Below are 23,530 nucleotides of genomic sequence, written 5' to 3'. Positions count from 1 at the left end.
AGAAATGCTATCAAAGGATTTAAAAGACTGTCCTTCATGCTTTAGAACAAGCCTTAAATCTTTGAAGGATAAAAAACAGTACGTATTAAATGCACTAATTACAAAATATACAAATGCTAGAGTTGAGGGTAAGAATAATACCATTAAAGTACTCAAAAGAGTATCCTTTGGATTTAGAAGTTTTAAAAATTTAAGATTAAGAGTATTACTAAGAGAAAAAATACAAGTAATTTAAAAACAGCATCTATACATGAAAACTGTATTAGATGCTGCCTTTAAAAATTAAATATTGACTTCATCAACGTTATTTGACAAAGAGCCGTTATTTTCTTACCTGTGATATGGCAGGTAAATTATGCGAATAGAAAAACTGGATAAGAAAAAAGAAGTTTTATTTGAATAACACTCAAAAGACTATGTAATAGCAAAACCAAAAATAATAAATAAATTTCGATAAATCTTGTCTACTATATTTATGGTATTTTATTTATACAAATAATAATTATATATTATAAGGAAATTTAGATTTAGAGATAATTTAAAACATAAGAAATATACTTATGGATATATTCTCACATACGACGCTTACTTAAAATATTAAAATTTATGCATACTGACCACTCAAGCCACGTTGAAGCCCTAACCCTGCTATCACGCAATTAGCAAAGCTAATCTATGCGAAGCAGAGGTAGGTCTCATGCCAGGTTTTCCCAAAGAGAAGCGAGTGAATAACGAGCTTCGATTGGTGAAAGCTACGGCTGAGGCTCTAGTATTGATGACAAGGTAATAGTCTGTTAGACATTCTGAAAGGCTTGAAATCAATATGTTTATTGTTTTTAGATTCAATAACAAGAGTCTGAAAATTGCTTAACGGTATGGATGGGGTATAAGATAATATAAGTTAGAATTGGTGAGAGGCATACCATTATGAAGTTTAGCGATAGATATCAGGATATTGATATAGAAGTTGGAGAGGGAAAGATATTGAAAATTTGTTTGATATTATTGAGAAATTAGCAAAAGATGAAACTTTTGATAAAAAATATAGAGACCATTCATTAGCCGGAAATTACAAAGGGTCTAGTGAATGTCATATAGAGCTCGATTTTTTTGTTGATATATGAAAATATAGAAGAGGTTTTAGTATTATCTCTAGTAAGAACTACCTCACACTCTGATTTATTTAAGTAATAACAATACATTAAAAAACGTAAGGATGGATTTATATGGTTAATTTTTGGGATAGGTGCCATTGTATTTGCACTATTAAATATGATAACGGCAATAAAAAATAAATATGCAGAAATATATAGATTTTTGAGCTTATCTTTAACAGCTCTGACAGTATGCGCATTATATTTTGATGGAGATAGCCGTGTAATTAAAGAAGACTGGGGAGGTCTTGTGGACATTATGCCTACAATGAGCAAAGCATTATGGGTTCTAGTTATATTGTCTATAGCTGTTAACTCTGTATCTATTTTAAAATATAAACGACTAAATGAAAATTGATTTTATACTAATATTGAATAATGTTTACAGCGCTTACTAATTTGTAGGTGCTTTTTTGATGCCTAAAATTAAGGAGGTGAGATATTGGCAAATAGAATAAAAGGGATAACTGTTGAAATTGGTGGAGATACCACCAAATTACAGGCTGCACTAATATATAAGATGACAAGATTATCCATAAGAATTTTCGATATATCACGAAATAAGACTTGTAAAAAAAATAATTAGTGATACAATAAATATATCAAGAAAATTTGATGTGAGGTATTTTTATGAACAGAGATTTAGTAAAAACTGCAAATATATTTAAAGCCTTTTCAGTGCCGATTCGCCTAGAGATATTAGATTTATTAAAAAATGGTGAAGAATGTGCCTGTGTTTTACTAGAAGCACTGCATTTAACACAATCAGGCTTGTCATACCATATGAAAATATTGGTAGAGTCAGGAATTGTTACAGCAAGACAAGAAGGCAAGTGGGTTTACTACACTATATCTGAACAAGGAAGACAAAAAATAATACAGATGTTTTTAGAATCCACAGCAAGAAATTAGTTACCCTTGAGGGTAACTAAAAAAAGGCTTTTCATATCAAAAATATTGATGTATTAATAAAATTAATTCAAAAAAGTAAAGAGAGGGTGTAAAAAATGAAAAGAATGTCAATTTATGAACCAGCTATGTGTTGTGATACAGGTGTCTGCGGAGTTAATGTAGATCCTGAACTCGTACGTATTTCAAGAGTAATTAATATCTTGAAGAAAAATGGTATCACTATTGAAAGATACAATTTATCAAGTGAACCAATGGCATTTGTCAATAATGACGTGGTAAAAGAAGCTTTGGATAAAAATGGAACTGATAGGCTGCCATTAATCCTTGTGGACGACGAGATAGTTATAGAAGGCAGATATCCAAAGAATGAAGAAATAATGGAGCTTTTACAAATCTCTAAAGATTATTTTAAAGATAGTAATCAAAATCAAGGATGCTGTGGAGGTAACAGCTCTTGTTGCTAAGGGGGATTTATTATGAAAGAATTTAATCTTAATAATATCAAATTAACTAAATATCTATTTTTCACAGGCAAGGGAGGTGTTGGCAAAACATCTGCAGCTTGTGCAACAGCAGTGACTTTAGCAGACGAAGGAAAGAAAGTACTACTTATTAGTACAGACCCTGCTTCAAATCTTCAAGATGTTTTTGCAACAGAATTAGACGGTGAAGCAAAGCCGGTTAAAGGAGTAAATAATTTAGAAGTAATCAACCTAGATCCACTAGAAGCTGCACATAACTACAAAGAAAGTGTAGTAGCACCTTTTAGGGGTAAATTGCCTGATTCTGTTATTGAGAATATGGAAGAACAGCTATCTGGATCTTGCACAGTAGAGATTGCTGCCTTTAATGAGTTTTCTAATTTCATTACAAATCCTAAGCTCAATACAGACTATGACCATATTATATTTGATACAGCTCCTACAGGTCATACCCTTAGAATGTTACAGCTTCCTTCTGCTTGGACTAATTTTATAAGTGAAAGTACACATGGAGCATCTTGTTTAGGACAGTTATCAGGATTAGAGGCTAAAAAAGAAACCTATAAACAGGCAGTTGAAAATTTAGCAGATGAGAGTTTTACAACCCTAGTGTTAGTTACAAGGCCTGATAAAACACCCCTTAATGAGGTAGCCAGAGCATCAAAGGAGTTGTCTGAGATTGGAGTAAAAAATCAAATATTAGTTATTAATGGTGTCTTAGAAAATTATGATGATGACTTATCTAAAAGTATATTTAACAAACAAAAGTTAGCACTTGAAAATATGCCAGATATGTTAACTGAGTTTGATACCTATACAATTGCCTTGAGGTCATATAACATTACTGGAATTGAATCTATAAGAAATCTTCTTAAGAAAGATCAAATAAACGAACAAAAAGTGGAAGTAAAAGGTAAACTCTTTAATTTAGATGATGTTGTTAGTGATCTTGTAAAGAATAATAGAAAAGTAATCTTTACTATGGGCAAGGGCGGTGTAGGTAAGACTACTATTGCAGCTTCTGTTGCTCTTAAGCTAAGCAAACTTGGTAAAAAGGTACACCTAGCTACAACAGATCCCGCTGACCATTTAAAATTTATTATAGATAGTTCAAGTGGAATGTCTATGAGTCATATTGATGAAAAAGAAGAATTGAAAAAATATCAAGATGAAGTACTTGAAAATGCAAGAAAAACAATGAGCGATGATGATATAGCTTACATTGAAGAAGATTTGAGATCACCATGTACACAGGAAATAGCTGTATTTAGAGCTTTTGCCGAGCTCGTGGAAAAAGCAGACGATGAAATAGTGGTAATAGATACTGCTCCTACTGGTCATACCTTGTTACTTTTAGACTCAACTTTAAGTTATCATAAAGAAGTTCAGAGAACACAAGGACAGATACCTGAATCTGTAAAAAACTTGTTGCCTAGATTAAGAGGAGAAGAAACAGAAGTATTAATCGTTAGCTTGGCTGAGGCTACCCCATTTTATGAGGCATATCGCTTAGAAGAAGATTTAAAAAGGGCATCAATTCATACAAATTGGTGGATTGTTAATTCATCCTTGTATAAAGCAAACCCTAAGAACAAGATGTTATCTGCTAAAGCCAATGAAGAAGTTAAGTGGATTAACAAAATATTAGATCACACTTCAGGAAAACTAGCCGTCATTGAATGGACAAAAGAAGACCTTTCTGGTGATAAACTTTATCAGATATAGGAGGTAAAAATGAAGAAAACTAAAGTTGCCTTTGTCTGTGTTCACAATTCATGCAGAAGTCAAATCGCTGAAGCACTGACAAAAAAATTCGCTGGAGATTCTATAGAGGCGTATTCTGCAGGGACAGAATTAAAGGATCAAATTAATCAGGACGCAGTAAGGCTTGTCAAAGAAATGTATGCAATTGATATGGAAGAGACTCAAAAGCCAAAACTTCTAGATGATATTCCTGAAGTTGATTACCTAATTACAATGGGGTGTAATGTCATTTGTCCAATTCTTCCTTACACTGTTAAAAAAGATGATTGGGGACTTGATGATCCTACTGGAAAAAATGATGAAGAGTTTATAAAAACTATTAAGGAAATCGAAAGTAAGGTTAATAAATTAATTGAGGAAGTTGAGGAAATTTAGGGATGAAGAAAACAGATGGGATTGGTTTTTTTGAGAAAAACCTGACTTTTTGGGTGTTAATTTGTATGGTAATAGGCATAGTTATTGGGAACTATTTTCCTGCTATTCCAGATTGGCTAGGAAATTTTGAGTTCTATAATGTGTCTATACCAACAACAATTTTACTTTGGATAATGATTTATCCAATGATGTTGAAAATTGATTTTAAGAGTATAAAAGACATAGGGAAAAATCCTAAAGGCCTATTTATTACATGGTTTGTAAATTGGGTAATTAAGCCGCTTACCATGTATTTAATCGCCTCCTTATTTTTCTTTATTATTTATAAAGGATTTATAAATAAGGAATTGGCATCAGAGTATTTAGCTGGGGCGGTTTTACTTGGAGCTGCACCATGTACCGCAATGGTATTTGTATGGAGCAAGTTAACAAGAGGTGACAGTGCTTATACCTTAGTGCAGGTAGCTAGTAACGACCTAATTATTTTGCTTGCATATATACCAATTGTAAGTTTCTTACTAAAGGTTGGAAGTATAAATATTCCATGGGGAACACTTTTATTATCCATTGTATTATTTATTGTTGTTCCTCTTATTTTAAGCATGATAACTAGAAGTATAATTATTAAAAATAAAGGGGAGGGCTACCTAAATAAAACTTTCATCCCTGCATTTGATAAATATACTATGATGGGATTATTATTGACGTTGATTATAATATTTTCATTCCAAGGACAGAAGATATTGGATCAACCACTAAATATTATCCTTATTGCAATTCCTTTGATAATTCAAACTTTATTTATATTTGCAATAACATTTTTTATGGCATATTTAGCAAAGCTACCATATTCAATTGCAGCTCCTTGTGCCATGATTGGTGCATCTAACTTTTTTGAGCTGTCCGTTGCAGTTGCTATTTCTCTATTTGGGTTATCATCAGGAGCTACGTTAACAACTGTAGTAGGTGTTCTGGTTGAGGTTCCTGTTATGTTAGCCTTGGTAAAGATTGCAAACTCTATGGAAAATAAATTTAATCATTGAATATGAGTTAAAACTGCTAACAACAACTAAGTAGTTTTAATTTATAAAATGCTAGATCATGAATACTCTAAATGTCATATAATGTCCACATATAGTCTGTGGTACTATATAATTAGCAAGAAATATAATATAAGCCTTGGAGGGAAACCTTCGGGGCTTTTCTTATGCCCATTAGGAGGTGGAAGGATTGCCAAGAAAGCCAAAGCGATCCTGCTCTTATCCAGGATGCCTTAATCTAGTGGATGGTAGGTTTTGCACGGAATACCAAAAGAAGAGAACAAACGCTCCTAATGATTTGGCAAATAATTATTTAGCGTGGGCTGTTTTGCTCGGAGTTGCGCCATGTATCGCTATGGTTTTTGCGTGGTCGACTCTTACAAAGGGTGGCCCTGCTTGCATTGTAAGTGTTCTTACTGAAGTACCGGTTATGTTATTTTTAGTAAATATTGCTAACAATATAATAGTGCTAACAATATAATAGACTGATTTTTAGAAAATTAAGAATCTTAAATTTAAGGAGGTTATAGATGTGGAATTTTATTCAAGATCAAATTCCAGGTATGGAACGGCTCAATGAATTGAATAGAAAATATTCTAAGGGTTTATTAAGTTCTCTCCACTTCTTTTCCATAATAATTTTCATAGTTTTTCCTATACTGAACAAGGTAAGAAAATTGTTCTTTATTTAAAGAATACTCTTGCATAAGGGTGTTCTTTTTTTCTTGCAATTTATCGAGCTTGGATAGTATTTCTTTTGTATTTGGTAGCTTATTATAATTTTCTAAGATTTCTTTAGCGGCTATTTTATAGACTGAAAGCTCACTATAATATTCTTCTGCAAATTGCTTATCTTCAGGATTTTTCTTGTGGTATTTGTAGATTTCACGATACTTATTTATAGTATTTATATTCTCCATATCTTGGGATAAACTCTTCATTTCAGTTTCAATTTTCTTTATTTTATCTAATAAGTCTTGTCTATCACCGGCAGATTTTTTAATTAGCTCATCGAGTTGAGTAATTGAATTAATTCCTTGCTCTCTAAGCTTAATTATCGAGTCAGCCATTGTTTTGATATTGTGTTTTCTAGCCCAAACTTCATAACCTTTTGAGGATTGAGCTTTTTTATTAGTAGATATATCAATGACGTTTCCTACACGCTTTTTAATAGGATTAGCTTTGTTTTTAATAGCTAAATCTATTCTTTCTTTGAGTTTTTCCTCAGTATAATCTTCTCCGATAGTCTTCGCTCTTGTAAATCTTTGCTTATCTTTATGACGAAAAGCAATGTGTTTACCAAACTTAATTTCATAATCAATAGACTTCATATTTTCTAAAAACTCTTCCCAAGATTTAGACTTATTAATCATTCTATCTATATCAAATTGCAGTTTAGACTTCCAAGAATTTCCTTTCTTGTTTTGGTCATATTCGTACCAAGATTTACCAGCAGTTTTATATTTTCTCTTGTAAGCTTCATAGTATTTATCAATGACTGAAAGCTTATTTTCTTTACATAATTCATCTGGCTCAAATATTTTGATAAACCATTACAACTATAATAATAATGGAAATAAAGAAGAAATTACTCCATTTTCCCTAGGCGGAAACTCATTAAAATTAATCAAGGGTGATGGTTCTACAAGTGAAATAGAGGTACAAGGTATTTTGACTAAAGAGGAAATACCAGAAGAACTTTTTGCTCCAAATTCAAATGATGTTCGAGTGATTTTACCAGAAGCAGATGTGCGTGGTTACACATGGTTTTCAGACCCTTCTAATATAGAAGGTTTTATCGATTATTCAAATAATATTATGGACGAAATCTTTCCAAATGATGAGGGTGCGAGTTATATGGAAGCTGGTTTTAATACTCGTGTCTATAAAATTAATGATTATATGAAAGTAATGAACATAGCAATTGTAATTGTGTTGATATTTATGTATGGTTTTGTCGTACTACTTATGTTAATTGGACTTACAAATGTAATAAGTACAATGTCAACAAATGTGCTTATGCGTTCTCGTGAATTTGCAGTTTTGCAGAGTGTAGGAATGACTCCTGAGGGTCTACAACGTATGCTGAATTTAGAAAGTGTTTTATGCTCATTAAAGGCAGTATTAATTGGACTTCCAATAGCAATTTTGTTGACCTATTTAATTAATTTACCAATTAGAAAAACGTTTCCAATATCATATAAGTTGCCGTGGTTAGCGATACTATTATGTACATTAGCAGTATTTATGATAACATGGGTAACTACAAGGTGCGCAGCTTCTCGCCTTAAGAATCGTAATATAATTGAAGCGATAAGATCTGAGAGTGGTAGATAAGAAAATCGTTTATTAAAAATATTTTAGAGCACTTCTTTTATTAGGGGTGCTTTTAATATTTTCATATATACGATGATAATTATATATAAAATGAAAATATAGGCGACAAACTTTATTGTATAAAATCCATATAAGGAAATAAATAAAAAAATATTATAGGTATTTACTATATTTTGCTTGCAAGGCTGCGATAATAGTGAGTCTGTTCAGAGAGCAAATATAGGCGCATATCAAAACCGATTGGAATACGTAATGAGCAATATAGATAATACATCTGAGAATCTCCAATCTGCTGAAAGTTTAATCAAAGATAGCGATATGGCTGTGGAAATGACAGAAAGAGTTAGCTTATGATTCTTCGAGAAGTTGTACAAGCTATGTTCGCGCATGCAAATTATAATAATGAAACGGTATTACATTTGTTATCATAGTAACATATTACAAGTATTGTTAATATATAATAAACTCTATAACTTATGGAAAGGAGAAAATATGGGGACACTATATAAAGCACAATGTTCTAATTGCGGTTATGAGGAAGAGTTTCCTATTTAATTGAAAATATGCTAACTAAATGTACTAACTGTTATGATGAAAAAAGTATTAAAGTGAAGACGATTATAACAATACTAGACACATAACAAAGCTCACATATCTTTGGAAATCTCTGTAGTTCCTGCAATAGTAAACTAGAATGTTATGATGAAATGTATATGAAAACAAAAGATAAAATTATATGTCCAAAATGCGGAGATTTTTTTCTAGTTTTTGATAAGATTGGTCAATGGGATTAAAAAATAGCTATATAATTTAAGTTTCTAAAATTGTGAGAGTTTAAATTGATTTTTGGTGTTAGTATAATATACAGATTTAATCGAGCAAATTATAATAAAGTGGTATTGGGAAGGACATGTATAAAGTGAATGGAAAATACACAAAAAAATTTAAACTACTATTATTTAGTTATATAAACATGGTAAATAATTCAAAAATTCAGGTTTCAAAAAATACGTAACAGAAATATTGATTAATAATAGTGGACATAATATCTTTGGATAAAAAATATAATTAGTCAATAATAATAAAGGATAATTGAGAATAAAGTCAACGCGATGTTGACAAAATAAAAATAGAATCATATTATTATATTAGGAAATGATTTAAATAATCCTTAGTAAGGGAGGAAGTGCTATGACTAATAATATATTTCAACAAGTGGGAAATAATATACAAGATGTTTTACGTGAAAAAGGAATAACACAACAATATTTAGCTGATACTCTTAATATTTCAAAACAGGTAATGAGTAAAATTGTTGTGGGAGCAAAAGCAATTAATGTTTCTGAAGTTTATAAAATTGCGTCTATATTAGAAGTATCAGTGGAAAGATTATTAGATGTGAAGGAAGAAGAACCCGAGAAGCATAATTTTTCATTTATGGGTAAAGTAGAAAATGAAAAAACAAAAGAAAAAATAGAGATACTGAAAACTATTATTGATGAGATTATAATGTTAGAGGAATATGCAAATGTCTAATAATAAATTGGATAGTAAAACAATTGATGAAATTAAAGCCAAAGCACGCAAAAAATTAAATGAGTATTCTAAGCTGAATGATGTAATAGGTGGACAAATATTTAATATACTAGAATTAGAGAATAAAGTGTTATATTATCCTATTGAGGATGAAGAGGTTTGGGGATTTTCTGAAAAAATAAAAGGAAAATCATTTGTATGGATAAATACTGCAATTCCATATGATAAACAAGTATTTGCTGCAGCCCATGAATTATATCATTTGTGGTTTTACGATGAAGGAGAAGTAATATTAAAAACAAATGTTGAAGAAATTGAAAATTCGGTTAAAATATCAGAAAATGAATTAAAGGCAAATCGGTTTGCAGCTGAGTTTTTAATTAATGAAGAATTACTTTTACAAGAAATGAGAACTTATAATGTAGATAAAAACAAAATAGACATTAAAGAAATTTTTGTATTATCTAATTTATTTACTGTACCATACAAAACAATGGTGAAACGATTATATGAACTTAAGCTAATTAATCAGAAAAGATATAACGAGCTAATAGAATTATCCAATGTAGAAGTTGAAATTTGGAGAAATAGATTAGGATTATCGATTCCAACGAGAAATAATAAAATAGGCTTAAGTAACTTAGTAGATAGATCTATGGAACTATATGAAGAAAAAAAGATTACCAAGGAAAAATTAGAATACCTTCTAGAGCTTGCAGGACTTAACTTGGAAGATATGGGAATTAAATATGAAGAAACTTATATACCTCCAACTGACGAAGAGTTAGATGCAATAATGGAGGAATAGACTATGAAACTAAAACAAATGATTATAGATGTAGACATTTGCATTAAAATAGGTGCTAGTTCTAAATATAGATATATAGAAAAACTATTCCCATCTATAGCAGAAAAAATCTATATACATAAGTCGGTTTATGATGAAATAATGATGCCGGCAAGTGCTAAGGAACAAGTTGATACTTTGATTAAATGTGGCGCTTTAGAACTAATCGATGAATATCGATTAGGTAGTATCGAAAAGAAGGTATATGATGCGGCCTTTGAAAGTTTAGCGAGTGTTATGATTAACCCTAACAAACCTAAAAAGAATGCAGGAGAGGTATCGTCTTTAGCAATGGCAAAAGCAAAATCCATTACTTATTTTGGCACGGATGAAAAAGACCTTCAGACAATTATTGATGAGAAACTTAATACTGGAATAGACAATATATATTGTATTAGAATTGTAGATATTATTGAAATGGTTCGTGATGGTAAACTTGAAGGATTAATACGTAAAGAAGCTAAAGCTTTATGGAAATTATCCGGAAAGTCTACTGAATGGTTTGATAAAGAAATATGGCCCCTTTAATTAAAATAAAAATAATAATTGAGTAATTTATAAAGTAAATACATGTATTGAATTAATTATTAAAATAAAATGAATTGCAAATATTAGAGCCTTCAAAATATAATTTTGAGGGTTTTTATAATGCATAGGAAATTATATTTATTTCGAAAAATTATCATTTGAAGTTTTAGATAGGAAATTTTTTTATTTTAAAAATGAGATAATGAATATAAATGTAAATGAATATAAACTTCCAATTGACAAATCAGAACAATATGGAATAAGAATAGGACCTGAGGAGCTAAGTGATTTACAGAGAAATGTGGTAATATTGGCCAGCTAATCTACGAATAGATTGAAACTATATGTTTGTGTGTATTAAAAAAACTAGAGAAGTGAATGTTTACGATTGGACCAGAAGAGCATCATTACGAATTTTTAGGGAATAAACTTATAATAGGTAAATTCTGTGCAATAGCAGAGGGAGTAAAATTTATTATGAACTTTGCTAATCACAGAATGGATGGAATCACAACCTATCCTTTTAATATTATATATACTACCCCCTAAAGTAAATACACTGATGTCAGTATAATATTATAGGTACTCTTAATTGAATGGCATGAAACATAGATACAGTAAATAAGGGATATTACTGTATTAGATTTCTAATTACCATTTAAGAGTATTATTGATAAGACCTTAAAATTGTCAGGCGTGATTTTATTAGAAAACTAAATAATACAAGTTAGAGTTTGATTTTCTGGGGGATATAGTATGATAGATGGCTATCGCTTAGTTATTACATGTAATCTAATTTATATTGCGCTAAAACAAAAATACATCTAATTATGGGGGAAGATTTATGTTTGGGTTCAAAAAAAGTAATGTAAACTTAGATAACAATTATGAAAAAAAGTCACAAAAAAAGGACATTTCGTTATTAGTTAATAACGAAGAGAAGATAGTAGACAAAATAGGCAACAAAATAAGTGAAACTGATTTTGTAGTAGAGAATCTAATACTAACAATCAATAGTATTTCACAGTACATAGAAGTGCAACTTAATTCTATAAACAAGGTCGTAGAAGAAATTGATACATATTCTAGTTTTGCAGAGGAAGTTTCTGCAAGTACAGACAGCTCAAAGGATATTTACTCTCAAACTTTAAAAGTAGCAGAGGAAGGAAGCGAAGCAGTATCTGAATCAATAGAGGCTATGGTAGATATCGAGAAATCTGTTAACTATTCAAAATCTGTGGTAAATACTCTTAGTACCAAAGCTGCTGATATACATAAGATGTTGGACGGTATAAAAGAAATTGCTGATAATACCAATCTTTTAGCACTAAATGCAGCTATTGAGGCTGCAAGAGCAGGGGAGGCTGGAAAAGGTTTTGCTGTTGTAGCTTCAGAGGTTAAGAGACTAGCCCAAAGAAGTATGGAATTTGTTTCTTATATATCAGATACTATAAGTGAAATTAATGAAAGTATACAAGATACCACAGTAGCTATGGATGAGACTATAGAAAGAGTAAAAAATGGTTCTGATATATCTAATAACACACTAGCAGTTTTTAAAAGGATAACGGGAGCAATAAATGAAAGCAACAATGTGACAGAGGAAATTGCTACAGCGGTTTCTACACAAACTGAAAGTCTTGAAAAGATAATGACATCTACTGATGATATGAATAGAACATTTGAAAATTTAACGTTTTCAGTAGAGACTGCTTCTTTAAATACACAGTACACTAAGACTTCACTTAAATCATTATATAAAATTGCAGAGGATTTAAAGGTAACTACTAAGGATCTTTTAGATAGCATAGATGCAGAAAGTAAAAAAGACACAGTACTTAGAACCTGCATAGGATCATGTCCAAATAATTATGATCCAGCTGTATTCTATGATTCTGAACTAGTAGATTTATTTTCTAACTTGCACTCAGGAATCTTTATTATAGGTGAATCTGGGGATATTTTACCTGGAATTGCTAAGAGTTGGTATGTAAAAGAGGACAATCTTACGTGGGTATTTAATTTGCGCAAGGGTGCCAAATTCCACAATGGCAAGGAGATATCAGCAGAGGATGTTAAATACTGCTATGAAAGATTACTTAGTCCCAAACTTAAATCCCCGAATAGTTGGGTACTAGAAGATATTCAGGGAGCAGAAGGATTTAGAAACGGTTTTTCTTCTTCTGTAAGTGGTATAGAAGTTTTAGATAAGTACAGTATTTCTATAAAATTGTCTAAGCCATATAGTGGATTCCTTTTAAATCTTGCACAGAGCTTTTGTGCTATTATGGATAAGGATGAATTAGAAAAAGGAAATATAGTAGGTTGTGGAGCATTTATTTTGGAAGAAAAGGATGAAAAGGGATGTGTTTTAACTTCCTTTAAAGATTATTTTAATGGAGCATCTTATATAGACAAAATAGTTGTCAAGTTTGGTAAGGAAAAACTTGCACAGCGTATAATAGATAAAGAGTATGACTTTGCTATTATAAGCAATAAAGAAGATATGGATAAAATAAAAAATAAGGACAATTTGTGTATAAATACAAATATACTAATGGGAACTTATTATGCTGGATTTAATTTGGAATCAAAATCAATATTTGCATCTAATGCCCAATTAAGAAAAGCTCTAAATTTAGCTATAAATAAAAAGAGAATAATAAGTGAACTTCTTGGAGGAATGGGTGAGGAAGCTAAGGGACCAATTCCACCTTCTATTATAGATAATTCATATCTTTCTGATATTACTTACAATCCTAGACTTGCAGAGGAATTATTGAGAAAAAATAAAGCTAAGGGTAGCACGATTAACATTTTATATAGAGATACTAGTGATGACATACTTTTTAATAAAATAACAAAGTATATCATCGAGGATTTAACTGATGTAGGAATTTCATGTAAACTTATTAAAGTTCCAGTTTCAGAGTATTTAGATCCAAGAAGTATCAAAAAATGTGACTTGTGTATAGGAAGATGGTTAGCAGATTCAGGAGATCCAGATAACTTCCTTCAACCGACATTTAATCCGGCGAATGTAGCCAATCTCTCTAGATATAATAATCCTTTAGTAATAGAAAAACTTGAAGAAGCTAAGGCTCTGATAAATCCTAACAAAAAGCTTCAACTTTATAGGGAAATTCAGCAAATTATAATAGACGACATGCCTTGGATTTCTCTGTATCACCCTAAGGCAGCAGTGGCTCATAGAAAGGGTATTTTAGGACTAAGATTAAATTCACTTGGTTTTATAAATTATGATAATATAATAGTGAGATAATGCTATAAGAATTATTTTTCACATCTTGGCAATTAAAAATATAAATGATATTACAAATAGGTACAGTACATTGTTATTGTACCTTTTTTTACGTATAAGGAAATTATAATTAATCTTAAACTGTGAATAACTTATACAACTTAGATACTTCAATATACTGATCTTGTAAGTGAAAAAAAATTTTTGAGCAACGGACGAAGTCGTAAGCGACATGAGCGAAGCGAATTTTTAATTATCATGGAATTTAGAGTTAGTTTACAATTACAAATAATATTGACCCAGTAAATAAAAAATGGTAATATAAAACTATATTTACTAAATAAATAAAAAACTAGCATAACTGATAAAAAATCAAAGTAGGAGGCTAAGACTTGAACGGGTTAAACTTTATATTAAACCTCTATGATATGCAGTACATAAAGCTTGCAGAAATTCTCGGAATAAACAAGCAAAACATAACTATGTGGGTAAAAGGTAAGCAAAATATACCTAAGAAATATCTACCGATACTTGAAGAATTATTTAATATAAACAGAGAGTATTTCTCAAAGGAATTAACAGAAATAGATAAACTAGAAATACAAAAAGAAAAGTTAAAACAAGATTTAAAACCAATAATAAGCAAAGAACAATCAGAATTTTCAATAGGCGAAGTAAACGATATTATAAAAAAGCCTATATATGATAAAGAAGAAATGAACACTATAGAAAGAAAAATTGAAAAAGCAAGATTGGCCCAAAGATTCAAGGAATGTATGGATATAGTAGATGAAAATCCATATATAGATACATATAAATTAATTGTTGAACTTATGGAAAAAGTACCACATGAGATAGTACTTCACAAAACAATAGAGGCACTATCTCATTATTATAAAATCATACCTGATTGTGTAAGCAAAGGGGCAGAACAGGATGATTTCGAAGAAGAAATCATGGAAGTATTTGCAAACAATGAATATTAACCTTAGGAGGAAAAATAATGGCACAAGCTAAAACTAACGCAAACATAGGATTTGAAGAAACACTATGGAAAGCAGCAGATAAATTAAGAGGAAGTATGTCAAGTTATGATTATAAAGACGTAGTACTTGGACTAATTTTCTTAAAATATATTTCAGATAAATTTGAAACTAAATACAATGAATTAGTAGAAGAGGGAGCAGGTTTTGAAGAAGAAATAGATGAATATACAGAAGAAAATATATTTTGGGTACCTCAAAAATCAAGATGGGATTATATAAGGGACAATGCAAAATCTAATGAAATAGGGCAGATAATAGATGATGCAATGATAGAAATAGAAAAAGAGAACCCGACCTTAGTAGGAGTTCTAGACAAAAGATATGCAAGACCAGAACTAGATAAAAGAAGGCTTGGAGAATTAGTAGATTTAATATCCACCATAAAGCTTCATAGCAAAGAGGAAAAAGATTTATTAGGAAGAATATATGAATACTTCTTAGGCAAGTTTGCTAGTGCGGAAGGTAAAAACGGAGGAGAATTCTACACACCAACAAGTATAGTTAAAACATTAGTAGAGATGATCGAGCCATATAGAGGAAGGATATATGACCCTGCCTGTGGTAGTGGGGGTATGTTTATACAAAGTGAAAAGTTCGTAGAGGAACACAAAGGGAGACTAGAAGATTTATCAATATATGGACAGGAGTTAAACTCTACAACTTGGAAACTATGTAGAATGAACCTAGTAATAAGAGGGCTTGATGGAAACATAGGACCACATCAAGCGGATACTTTCCATAATGATTTACATAAGATGCTAAAAGCAGATTATATCCTTGCAAATCCACCGTTTAATATAAAGGACTGGGGTGGAAGCAGTCTAGTAGATGACATAAGATGGAAATTTGGAGTACCACCAGAAGGAAACGCGAACTATGCATGGTTACAACATATAGTGCATCACTTAGCACCTAATGGATGTGCAGGAGTGGTTTTGGCTAATGGTTCATTGAGTTCAAATACTTCTAACGAAGGAGTAATAAGAACTAATTTAATAAATAATGATTTGGTAGATGCGATAGTAGCACTTCCGGATAAATTATTCTATTCAACTGGGATACCAGTATGCCTATGGATATTAAATAGAAATAAATCTAATAATCCAAAGTTTAGAAACAGAGAAAACGAAACTCTATTTATAGATGCTAGAAATCTAGGGGAAATGGTTGATAGAAAGCATAGAGAACTTTCAAATGATGATATTAGAAAAATTGCTGATACTTATCATGATTATAGAAATATAAATGGAAATTATAAAGATATAAAAGGATTCTGTAAAGTTGCTAAATGTGAAGATATAAAGGAAAATGACTATATATTAACTCCGGGTAGATATGTTGGTATAGAGGATGTAGAAGATGATGGAGTTCCATTTGATGAAAAGATGAAACAAATTACAAGTGAACTTGATGAGTTGTTTAAGGAGTCAAGAGATCTAGAGGATGAGATTAGGAAGAATCTTGGAGGAATTGGCTATGAGTTTTAAGGAAACTGAAGTTGGGAGAATACCACAAGAGTGGGAACTTTATGAGTTAAAAGATAAAGCGAATATAACGATGGGGCAATCTCCAAGGTCAGAATTTTATAATAACAACAGAGAAGGTATTCCTTTTATGCAAGGAAGAACTACTTTTGGAGATAAGTACCATACTATAGATACTTGGTGTACGGATCCTAAAAAATATGCCAAGCAAAATGACGTATTAATTAGCGTAAGAGCGCCTGTAGGAGATGTTAATATAGCAACTACTGATTTATGCATAGGAAGAGGGTTAGCTAGTTTATCTATGGAAAATAGAAATAACGAGTTTCTATATTACTTATTAAAAAATTATACAAATCTAATTATGAGCAAAGTTTCTGGAACAGTTTTTTCATCTATAAATAAAGTTAGTATAGAAACATTAAGATTACCATTTCCAAACGATGAAGAACAAAAAGCTATTGCAAAAATTTTATCGGATTTAGATAACAAGATAGAAGTTAACAACAAAATAAATAAAAGACTAGAAGATATGGCACAAAGTATTTTTAAGCATTGGTTTGTAGATTTTGAATTTCCAAATGAGGAAGGTAAACCTTATAAAAGTAGTGGCGGAGAGATGATTGAAAGTGAACTTGGTATGATTCCTAAGGGATGGGAAGTGATTAATTTAGGAAAAGTTTTAAATACAATAGAAGCTGGTAACAGACCTAAAGGTGGAGTTGGAAATCTTACTGATGGTATCCCAAGTATAGGTGCAGAAAATATAATCGGTCTTGGGAAATATGATTATAGTAAAGAAAAGTATGTTACAAATGAATACTTTGAAAAAATGCAAAAGGGTATTGTTAAATCAAGAGATGTTTTACTGTACAAAGATGGAGCACAGTTAGGAAGGAAGACATTTTTTATGGATGAATTTCCACATGAAAAGTGTTGCATAAATTCACATGTATTTATACTTAGAAGTAATGAGATTATATCACAGGAATATTTATATTTATGGCTAGATCAATACCATATGACAGAAAGTATAAAGAATTTAAATGCTAATTCAGCTCAACCTGGTATAAATCAAGCTCAAGTTAAAACATTAGATATATTAATACCAAATAAAGAGATAATAATGAAATTCAATCAAATAATAGAAATTTTATTTAAACAGATATTTTCATATTGTAAATCAAATAAAAATTTATCAGATTTAAGAGATACCTTACTACCAAAACTTATGAGCGGAGAAATAAGAGTACCAATTGATTAATTAAAAATTATAAATTCAAAGCAAAGGGAAGTGAAAAAATGAAATCGTATATACCAAATTACAAATATAAGTTTCCAGTACAAATACCAAGAGGGGACAAGAGATACATACTAACTTATGTAAGGCAAATGATAAGTGAATTTGTTTATGATATGGGAAACCTTGAAAATAACCCATTTACTTTTCCAGAGGTTCAAACATTATTGGACGGAATCACAGTAGGGGGTCATAAGTTAAGCGATCAAAATCAAATATTAAATATTAAAGCATCTTGGGACTATATGATCGAATTAAGTGTTAAGGAAGATATAAATATAAACAAAGATACGATATGTTCAATTCATAATATAGTGGCAAAAGATGAAGCGTCAATAGTGGGTGATTTTAGAAATGGGAATATTGGCATAGCAGGAACTAAGGATTATAAGTGTATAGATGCATCTAACCTTAATGATGTATTTAAAAATGATATAAATATAATAAATAATATAAATAACCCTTTGGAAAAAGCAATAATATTAAATCTATGGATGTCATACTGTCAATTTTTCTATGATGGTAATAAGAGAACTTCAAGATTAGCGAGTAATTTAATTCTTCTAAGTAATGATATAGGGGTATTATCTATATCAGCTAGGGACAAGCAAGAATACAATACATTAATGCTAGAGTTTTATGAAACTATGAATGCAGATAAGGTTATTAAGTTTTTAGTGGAAAAGTGTGTAATTTACTTTAGTGGATATAACTATAAGACATATAGTGAAATTATAAATTAATAATAATGGGGGATAAAATATGGGTGAATTCGATTTTAAAGAAGATGAATTAGAAGAAGCTTCTCTAGAAATTTTGGGGTCACTGGGGTATGAGTATATTCATGGAAAACAACTCTCGCCAAGTAGTGAATTTCCAGAGAGGGAGAGTTTTAGAGAGGTAATTTTAAAAGAAAGAGTAAAAAACTCCTTATTTAGGATAAACAAGAGTTTACCACAAGAGGCTATAACAGAGGCTTATAGACAAATAATAGCTTTTAATTCACCTTCCCTTGAGGAGAATAATAGGTATTTCCACAATTTAATGGTAAACGGAATAGACGTGTCTTTTAAAGAGGGAGATTCTATAAGAACTAAGAAAGCATATATTATAGACTTTGAAAATCCTCAAAATAATGAATTTTTAGCTGTAAATCAATTTGTTGTAGTAGGCAAAGAACAAAGAAGACCGGATATAGTTATATTTATAAATGGTATTCCAGTAGTTGTAGTTGAGCTAAAAAGTGCTACTGATGAGGATGTAGGTATTGAACAGGCATTTAATCAGATAGGGGATTACAAAAAGAATATAACTAGCCTATTTAATTACAATGCTTTTTGTGTTTTAAGTGATGGTATAAATGCTAAAGTTGGAACAATAACATCAAATATTGAAAGATATATGAACTGGAGAACTGTAGATGGAATTGAGATTGCACCATTAACTATTCCACAGTATGATGTTTTATTTAGTGGGATGTTTCCTAAGGAAAGAATACTTGATATTATAAAAAACTTCATTTTATTTCAAAACGATTCTAAGGATGTAAGGGATGAAGATGGAAATAAGATAGGGGAAAGTCAGGTTACTATAAAAATACTAGCAGGATATCATCAATATTTTGCTGTTAAAAAGGCTATAGAAAAAACTCGTCAAGCTACATCTGACAATGGGGATAGAAAAATAGGTGTTGTCTGGCATACCCAAGGTTCTGGTAAGAGTTTTTCAATGGTATTTTATACAGGAAATTTAATTAAAGAACTCAATAATCCAACTATTGTTGTTTTAACTGATAGAAATGATTTGGACGAGCAGCTATATACTACTTTTGCAAAGAGTAGTGATCTACTTGGAGAAGAACCTAAAAGGGCGGACAAAAGAAAGCTTTCTGAAGAAGATAAGTTAGCCAATGTAGCTTGTAAGGATAATTCTAGAGTTAAGTATGGATTATTTGATTTATTAAATGGTCGTGAGTCTGGTGGAATTATATTTACGACTATTCAAAAATTCAAGCCAGAAGATGGTGAGATGCCGATTTTAACAGACAGAAAAAATGTAATTGTAATGGCCGATGAGGCTCATAGAAGTCAGTATGGCCTGGATGCTAAGACTGTTGATATTGATGATGGATGTGATGTTAAGTACGGTTATGCTAAGTATTTAAGAGATGCACTTCCGAATGCGTCGTACATTGGATTTACTGGTACTCCGATTGAATTTGAAGATAAGTCAACTCCTATGGTATTTGGTAATTATATAGATGTTTATGATATGACGCAGGCTGTTGATGATGGGGCTACTGTTAAGATTTATTATGAAAATAGAATTATAAAACTTGAGGCAGATAGCGAAGAGTTAGAAAAAATAGATGAAGAATTTGAAGAATTAGCAGAAGGTTATGAAGAGCATCAAAAAGAAAAAATGAAGGGTAAGTTTTCGAAGATGGAGGCTATTGTCGGATCTCCTAATAGGATAAAACAGCTTGCTATAGATATTGTCAACCACTATGAAGAGAAATCAAAGTCAATAAAAGGTAAGGCAATGATTGTTTGTATGAGTAGAAAGATTTGTGTAAATCTCTATGATGAAATAGTCAAGCTAAGACCAAAGTGGCATAGTGATGATGAGGATAAGGGAAAGATAAAGGTTGTGATAACTGGAAGCTCATCTGATCCTGAGGAAATTCAAAAGCATGTTGGAGGAAAGAGTAGACGTGATTTATTAGCTAGGCGTATGAAGGATAATAAGGATGAGTTGGAGATTGTTATCGTTCGTGATATGTGGCTTACTGGATTTGATGTTCCTTCAATGCACACTATGTATGTTGATAAACCCATGAAAGGTCATAATTTAATGCAGGCAATTGCTCGTGTTAATAGAGTATTCAAAGATAAGTCTGGTGGAGTTGTGGTTGACTATATTGGAATTTTGGAAAGTCTAAAAAGTGCTTTAAACCAGTACACTTCAACGGATAGAAATAATACGGGTATAGATTCATCACAAGCTGTAGCAGTTATGATGGAAAAACTAGAGCTACTTAGAGAAGTAATGCATAGATATGATTATAGTGACTTTATGAGTGGGTCTCCAAGGGCTAGAATGAGCGCTATAACTGGAGGTATGAACTTTATATTAGGGCTTAGTCAAGAAAGTCAAAAAGAATTTAAACTTCTTTGTATTGAACTAGCGAAGGCACATAGTTTATGTGCAGCTACTGATGAAGGAATAAAAGTTGCCATTGAAGTAAGTTATTTTAAGGCAGTTAAGGCTAGTTTGATGAAATTATCAGAAAGAGGTGTGCAAAAGAAAACTAAAAAAGAGATAGAGGATAGACTTAATCAACTATTAGAAAAGTCAATAATATCTGAAGATGTAATTGATGTATTTGACACACTTAATCTAAACCGACCAGATGTATCCATTTTGTCTGAGGAGTTCTTAGAGGAAGTTAAGAGTATAAAGCATAAGAACTTAGCTGTTGAGATGCTGAAAAAGTTACTTGAAGGTAACATAAAGTTGATGGAGAAGAAAAATTTAGTTAAATCAGAAAAATTTTCTGCTAAACTTCAGAAGTCTTTAAATAAGTATAGAAATCAAGCCATTACTAATGCAGAGGTTATTGAAGAACTAATAAAAATGGCTAATGAAATAAGAGAGTCTAGAACTCTTGAAAATGACTTGGGACTTAATGATGATGAGATAGCTTTCTACGATGCACTGACTGATGATGAAACTGTGAGGGAATTTATGAGTGATGAAATATTAAAAAAAATTGCTCAGGAACTAGCAGATACTATTAGAAGGCAGGTTAATGTTGATTATAATGTGAGGGCTAATTTACAAGCAGGCATGAGAAATCAGATTAGAAGGTTACTTAAGAAATATGATTATCCACCAAATAAAGCTAAGCATGCTCTAGAGATAGTTATGAGACAAACGGAGCTTATGAGTGAGAATATTGCTTATGAAAAAGCTATGGAGAATAGATTTAAAAGTCCTGTGGAAAATGTGGATGATATGGTTGCTGATGAGGAAAGTAAATATTAGATTTATATTGAATAGGGTTATTATAGAAAAGGTATTAAGTGGGGGATATATGCGTTTTATAAGTGAGTTTTCAAAAGAAACATTAAGTAAAATAGGTTACTATGTATATTTATACTCTGATCCAGATACAAAAGAACCTTTTTATGTAGGAAAGGGTAAGGGAAATAGAGTTTTTAATCATTTAAAGGACATAGGTAATAATAAAAAGGCAAATAAAATTCAAGAGCTAGAAAAAGAAGGGAAAAAGCCGTTAATAGAAATTTTGGCACATGGTTTAGACGAAGAAAATGCACTAAAAATTGAGGCAGCAGCTATAGACTTAATAGGAATAAATAACCTTACAAATGAACAGAGAGGACACCATTCAAGTACGTATGGAAGGGTTGAAGTTTCAAATTTGAATGCACGTTATTCTGTAGAACATATATCTAGACTAGACATAGATGAAAATGTAATTTTAATTCGTATAAATCAAAACTATAGAAATGATTTAAAGGTAAATGAATTATATGATGTTACAAGAGGAATATGGGCAGTAGATATAAATAGAGCTAAGACAATGAAATATGCATTTGCAGTATATTACGGACTTGTAGTAGAAGTTTATAGTATTGCAACATGGTTCCCAGCTGGAACTACATATAGTTATAGAATAGATAAGGTTGAAGGAAAATTTGCTAAGAGATATGAATTTGTTGGCAATATTGCTCCAGAGGAAATTAGAAATAAATATATAAATAAGAATGTATCTAGTTTGTTTAAATCTGGTAATCAAAATCCGATAATGTATATTGAAAAAACTTAGTAGACCATATAACCCAAAATTTTAAAGCCATAAATTAAAATTATACAAATTACTTATAATTAAAGTTTATTATATAATATATTACTACCCCTAAAGTAAATACGCTGATGTCAGTATAATATTATAGTCATATTAATTGGACGATATAAAACGAGGATTTAGTTTATAAGGGACATGTCTATTGAAGAGGGGGGACGCAGGTAAATTACAAGAGGATATATAAATATTTACAAGTATGGCAAAAGTTATATGGAGTAGTAAAAAATATGGGAAAACGTTTTAAAAATTTATGGATAGTATAAAAACTTAAATTTTTATATCTAAGGTATTGGTATGTAGCCACTATTTGGACAATATAGTAATTGACTACCGCCCAGTTATTATATGTAATCTAATCTATATTGCACTAAAATAAAAATATATTTAATTATGGGAGAAACTTTATGTTTAGGTTCAAAAAAAATCATGTAAATTTAGATAATAATTATGAAAAAAAGTCATATAAGTCACAAAAAAAGGATATTTCGTTATTAGTTAATAACGAAGAGAAGATAGTAGACAAAATAGGCAACAAAATAAGTGAAACTGATTTTGTAGTAGAGAATCTAATA

General features: G+C 30.8%; 22 protein-coding genes and 1 pseudogene. 22 read left to right on the top strand and 1 reads right to left on the bottom strand.

All coding sequences use genetic code 11. The features are described from left to right. The 9 genes from BUB34_RS00970 to arsB form a co-directional block, all read left to right on the top strand. A partial coding sequence (locus BUB34_RS00970) for a transposase (protein ID WP_143153277.1) occupies window positions 1–235 on the top strand: 235 nt, incomplete at its 5' end. Window positions 236–992: 757 nt separating this feature from the next. Then, window positions 993–1,124, top strand: a complete 132-nt coding sequence (locus tag BUB34_RS13850; protein WP_285083839.1) for a type II toxin-antitoxin system mRNA interferase toxin, RelE/StbE family — start codon at window positions 993–995, stop codon at window positions 1,122–1,124. A 148-nt stretch (window positions 1,125–1,272) separates the two neighbouring features. Further along, window positions 1,273–1,512: a hypothetical protein gene (locus BUB34_RS00960; RefSeq protein ID WP_242948793.1), complete on the top strand. Its 240-nt coding sequence runs from the start codon at window positions 1,273–1,275 to the stop codon at window positions 1,510–1,512. A gap of 84 nt (window positions 1,513–1,596) precedes the next feature. After that, entirely contained in the window at window positions 1,597–1,740 is a 144-nt protein-coding gene (locus BUB34_RS13320) for a hypothetical protein (RefSeq protein WP_200787823.1), read from the top strand. 44 nt (window positions 1,741–1,784) lie between these two features. Next, window positions 1,785–2,066, top strand: a complete 282-nt coding sequence (locus BUB34_RS00955) for an ArsR/SmtB family transcription factor (RefSeq protein ID WP_073123331.1) — start codon at window positions 1,785–1,787, stop codon at window positions 2,064–2,066. A 95-nt stretch (window positions 2,067–2,161) separates the two neighbouring features. Next, a complete protein-coding gene (arsD, locus tag BUB34_RS00950) occupies window positions 2,162–2,530 on the top strand; it encodes an arsenite efflux transporter metallochaperone ArsD (RefSeq protein ID WP_073123328.1) in 369 nt (122 codons plus the stop codon). 12 nt (window positions 2,531–2,542) lie between these two features. Further along, window positions 2,543–4,273, top strand: a complete 1,731-nt coding sequence (gene arsA / locus BUB34_RS00945) for an arsenical pump-driving ATPase (protein WP_073123327.1) — start codon at window positions 2,543–2,545, stop codon at window positions 4,271–4,273. A gap of 9 nt (window positions 4,274–4,282) precedes the next feature. Continuing rightward, entirely contained in the window at window positions 4,283–4,687 is a 405-nt protein-coding gene (locus BUB34_RS00940; RefSeq protein ID WP_073123325.1) for an arsenate reductase ArsC, read from the top strand. Window positions 4,688–4,689: 2 nt separating this feature from the next. Next, the gene (gene arsB / locus BUB34_RS00935) at window positions 4,690–5,730 is read left to right on the top strand and encodes an ACR3 family arsenite efflux transporter (RefSeq protein WP_073123323.1); all 1,041 of its coding nucleotides are present in this window, start codon (window positions 4,690–4,692) and stop codon (window positions 5,728–5,730) included. A 605-nt stretch (window positions 5,731–6,335) separates the two neighbouring features. On the opposite strand, the gene BUB34_RS00925 is transcribed toward arsB, so the two are convergent. Continuing rightward, the gene (locus tag BUB34_RS00925) at window positions 6,336–7,100 is read right to left on the bottom strand and encodes a mobilization protein (RefSeq protein ID WP_084120066.1); all 765 of its coding nucleotides are present in this window, start codon (window positions 7,098–7,100) and stop codon (window positions 6,336–6,338) included. Window positions 7,101–7,269: 169 nt separating this feature from the next. On the opposite strand from BUB34_RS00925, the gene BUB34_RS00920 reads away from it, so the two are divergent. From BUB34_RS00920 to BUB34_RS00860, 13 genes and pseudogenes are all read left to right on the top strand, one after another. Beyond that, window positions 7,270–8,064: an ABC transporter permease gene (locus BUB34_RS00920; protein WP_159430038.1), complete on the top strand. Its 795-nt coding sequence runs from the start codon at window positions 7,270–7,272 to the stop codon at window positions 8,062–8,064. Between the two features lie 177 nt (window positions 8,065–8,241). After that, window positions 8,242–8,418: a flagellin gene (locus tag BUB34_RS13695; RefSeq protein WP_278276653.1), complete on the top strand. Its 177-nt coding sequence runs from the start codon at window positions 8,242–8,244 to the stop codon at window positions 8,416–8,418. 837 nt (window positions 8,419–9,255) lie between these two features. Continuing rightward, window positions 9,256–9,600: a helix-turn-helix domain-containing protein gene (locus BUB34_RS00910; RefSeq protein ID WP_073123317.1), complete on the top strand. Its 345-nt coding sequence runs from the start codon at window positions 9,256–9,258 to the stop codon at window positions 9,598–9,600. Beyond that, the gene (locus BUB34_RS00905) at window positions 9,593–10,408 is read left to right on the top strand and encodes an ImmA/IrrE family metallo-endopeptidase (RefSeq protein ID WP_073123315.1); all 816 of its coding nucleotides are present in this window, start codon (window positions 9,593–9,595) and stop codon (window positions 10,406–10,408) included. The genes BUB34_RS00910 and BUB34_RS00905 overlap by 8 nt, the downstream gene beginning before the upstream one ends. A 3-nt stretch (window positions 10,409–10,411) precedes the next feature. Further along, window positions 10,412–10,975, top strand: a complete 564-nt coding sequence (locus BUB34_RS00900; RefSeq protein WP_073123313.1) for a hypothetical protein — start codon at window positions 10,412–10,414, stop codon at window positions 10,973–10,975. Window positions 10,976–11,377: 402 nt separating this feature from the next. Then, a pseudogene (locus BUB34_RS13930) lies at window positions 11,378–11,506 on the top strand (acetyltransferase); the annotation flags it as partial. Between the two features lie 313 nt (window positions 11,507–11,819). Further along, complete coding sequence (locus BUB34_RS00890; protein WP_073123311.1) at window positions 11,820–14,258, top strand: ABC transporter substrate-binding protein; 2,439 nt, start codon at window positions 11,820–11,822, stop codon at window positions 14,256–14,258. Window positions 14,259–14,629: 371 nt separating this feature from the next. Next, entirely contained in the window at window positions 14,630–15,223 is a 594-nt protein-coding gene (locus BUB34_RS00885; protein WP_073123309.1) for a helix-turn-helix domain-containing protein, read from the top strand. A 17-nt stretch (window positions 15,224–15,240) separates the two neighbouring features. Then, complete coding sequence (locus BUB34_RS00880) at window positions 15,241–16,770, top strand: class I SAM-dependent DNA methyltransferase (protein WP_073123307.1); 1,530 nt, start codon at window positions 15,241–15,243, stop codon at window positions 16,768–16,770. Next, window positions 16,760–18,031: a restriction endonuclease subunit S gene (locus tag BUB34_RS00875; protein WP_073123305.1), complete on the top strand. Its 1,272-nt coding sequence runs from the start codon at window positions 16,760–16,762 to the stop codon at window positions 18,029–18,031. Before BUB34_RS00880 ends, BUB34_RS00875 begins: the two co-directional genes overlap by 11 nt. 38 nt (window positions 18,032–18,069) lie before the next feature. Then, window positions 18,070–18,810, top strand: a complete 741-nt coding sequence (locus BUB34_RS00870; protein ID WP_073123303.1) for a Fic family protein — start codon at window positions 18,070–18,072, stop codon at window positions 18,808–18,810. 19 nt (window positions 18,811–18,829) lie between these two features. Then, a complete protein-coding gene (locus BUB34_RS00865; protein ID WP_073123301.1) occupies window positions 18,830–22,114 on the top strand; it encodes a type I restriction endonuclease subunit R in 3,285 nt (1,094 codons plus the stop codon). A gap of 49 nt (window positions 22,115–22,163) precedes the next feature. Beyond that, on the top strand, window positions 22,164–22,919 hold the full coding sequence (locus BUB34_RS00860) for an LEM-3-like GIY-YIG domain-containing protein (RefSeq protein ID WP_073123362.1): 756 nt from the start codon (window positions 22,164–22,166) through the stop codon (window positions 22,917–22,919). Window positions 22,920–23,530: the final 611 nt, after the last annotated feature.

The sequence above is a fragment of the Asaccharospora irregularis DSM 2635 genome (assembly GCF_900129815.1).
GTDB lineage: Bacteria > Bacillota > Clostridia > Peptostreptococcales > Peptostreptococcaceae > Asaccharospora > Asaccharospora irregularis.
Note: the sequence above shows the minus strand (reverse complement) of the source record. Positions and strands in the feature narration are given on the sequence as shown.

Excerpts from the sequence above, each read along its gene's own strand:
- BUB34_RS00960 (WP_242948793.1), top strand. The coding sequence starts at position 1,273 with ATGATAACGGCAATAAAAAATAAATATGCAGAAATATATAGATTTTTG.
- BUB34_RS00955 (WP_073123331.1), top strand. The coding sequence starts at position 1,785 with ATGAACAGAGATTTAGTAAAAACTGCAAATATATTTAAAGCCTTTTCA.
- arsD (WP_073123328.1), top strand. The coding sequence starts at position 2,162 with ATGAAAAGAATGTCAATTTATGAACCAGCTATGTGTTGTGATACAGGT.
- arsA (WP_073123327.1), top strand. The coding sequence starts at position 2,543 with ATGAAAGAATTTAATCTTAATAATATCAAATTAACTAAATATCTATTT.
- BUB34_RS00940 (WP_073123325.1), top strand. The coding sequence starts at position 4,283 with ATGAAGAAAACTAAAGTTGCCTTTGTCTGTGTTCACAATTCATGCAGA.
- arsB (WP_073123323.1), top strand. The coding sequence starts at position 4,690 with ATGAAGAAAACAGATGGGATTGGTTTTTTTGAGAAAAACCTGACTTTT.
- BUB34_RS00925 (WP_084120066.1), bottom strand. The coding sequence starts at position 7,100 with ATGATTAATAAGTCTAAATCTTGGGAAGAGTTTTTAGAAAATATGAAG.
- BUB34_RS00910 (WP_073123317.1), top strand. The coding sequence starts at position 9,256 with ATGACTAATAATATATTTCAACAAGTGGGAAATAATATACAAGATGTT.
- BUB34_RS00905 (WP_073123315.1), top strand. The coding sequence starts at position 9,593 with ATGTCTAATAATAAATTGGATAGTAAAACAATTGATGAAATTAAAGCC.
- BUB34_RS00900 (WP_073123313.1), top strand. The coding sequence starts at position 10,412 with ATGAAACTAAAACAAATGATTATAGATGTAGACATTTGCATTAAAATA.
- BUB34_RS00890 (WP_073123311.1), top strand. The coding sequence starts at position 11,820 with ATGTTTGGGTTCAAAAAAAGTAATGTAAACTTAGATAACAATTATGAA.
- BUB34_RS00880 (WP_073123307.1), top strand. The coding sequence starts at position 15,241 with ATGGCACAAGCTAAAACTAACGCAAACATAGGATTTGAAGAAACACTA.
- BUB34_RS00875 (WP_073123305.1), top strand. The coding sequence starts at position 16,760 with ATGAGTTTTAAGGAAACTGAAGTTGGGAGAATACCACAAGAGTGGGAA.
- BUB34_RS00870 (WP_073123303.1), top strand. The coding sequence starts at position 18,070 with ATGAAATCGTATATACCAAATTACAAATATAAGTTTCCAGTACAAATA.
- BUB34_RS00865 (WP_073123301.1), top strand. The coding sequence starts at position 18,830 with ATGGGTGAATTCGATTTTAAAGAAGATGAATTAGAAGAAGCTTCTCTA.
- BUB34_RS00860 (WP_073123362.1), top strand. The coding sequence starts at position 22,164 with ATGCGTTTTATAAGTGAGTTTTCAAAAGAAACATTAAGTAAAATAGGT.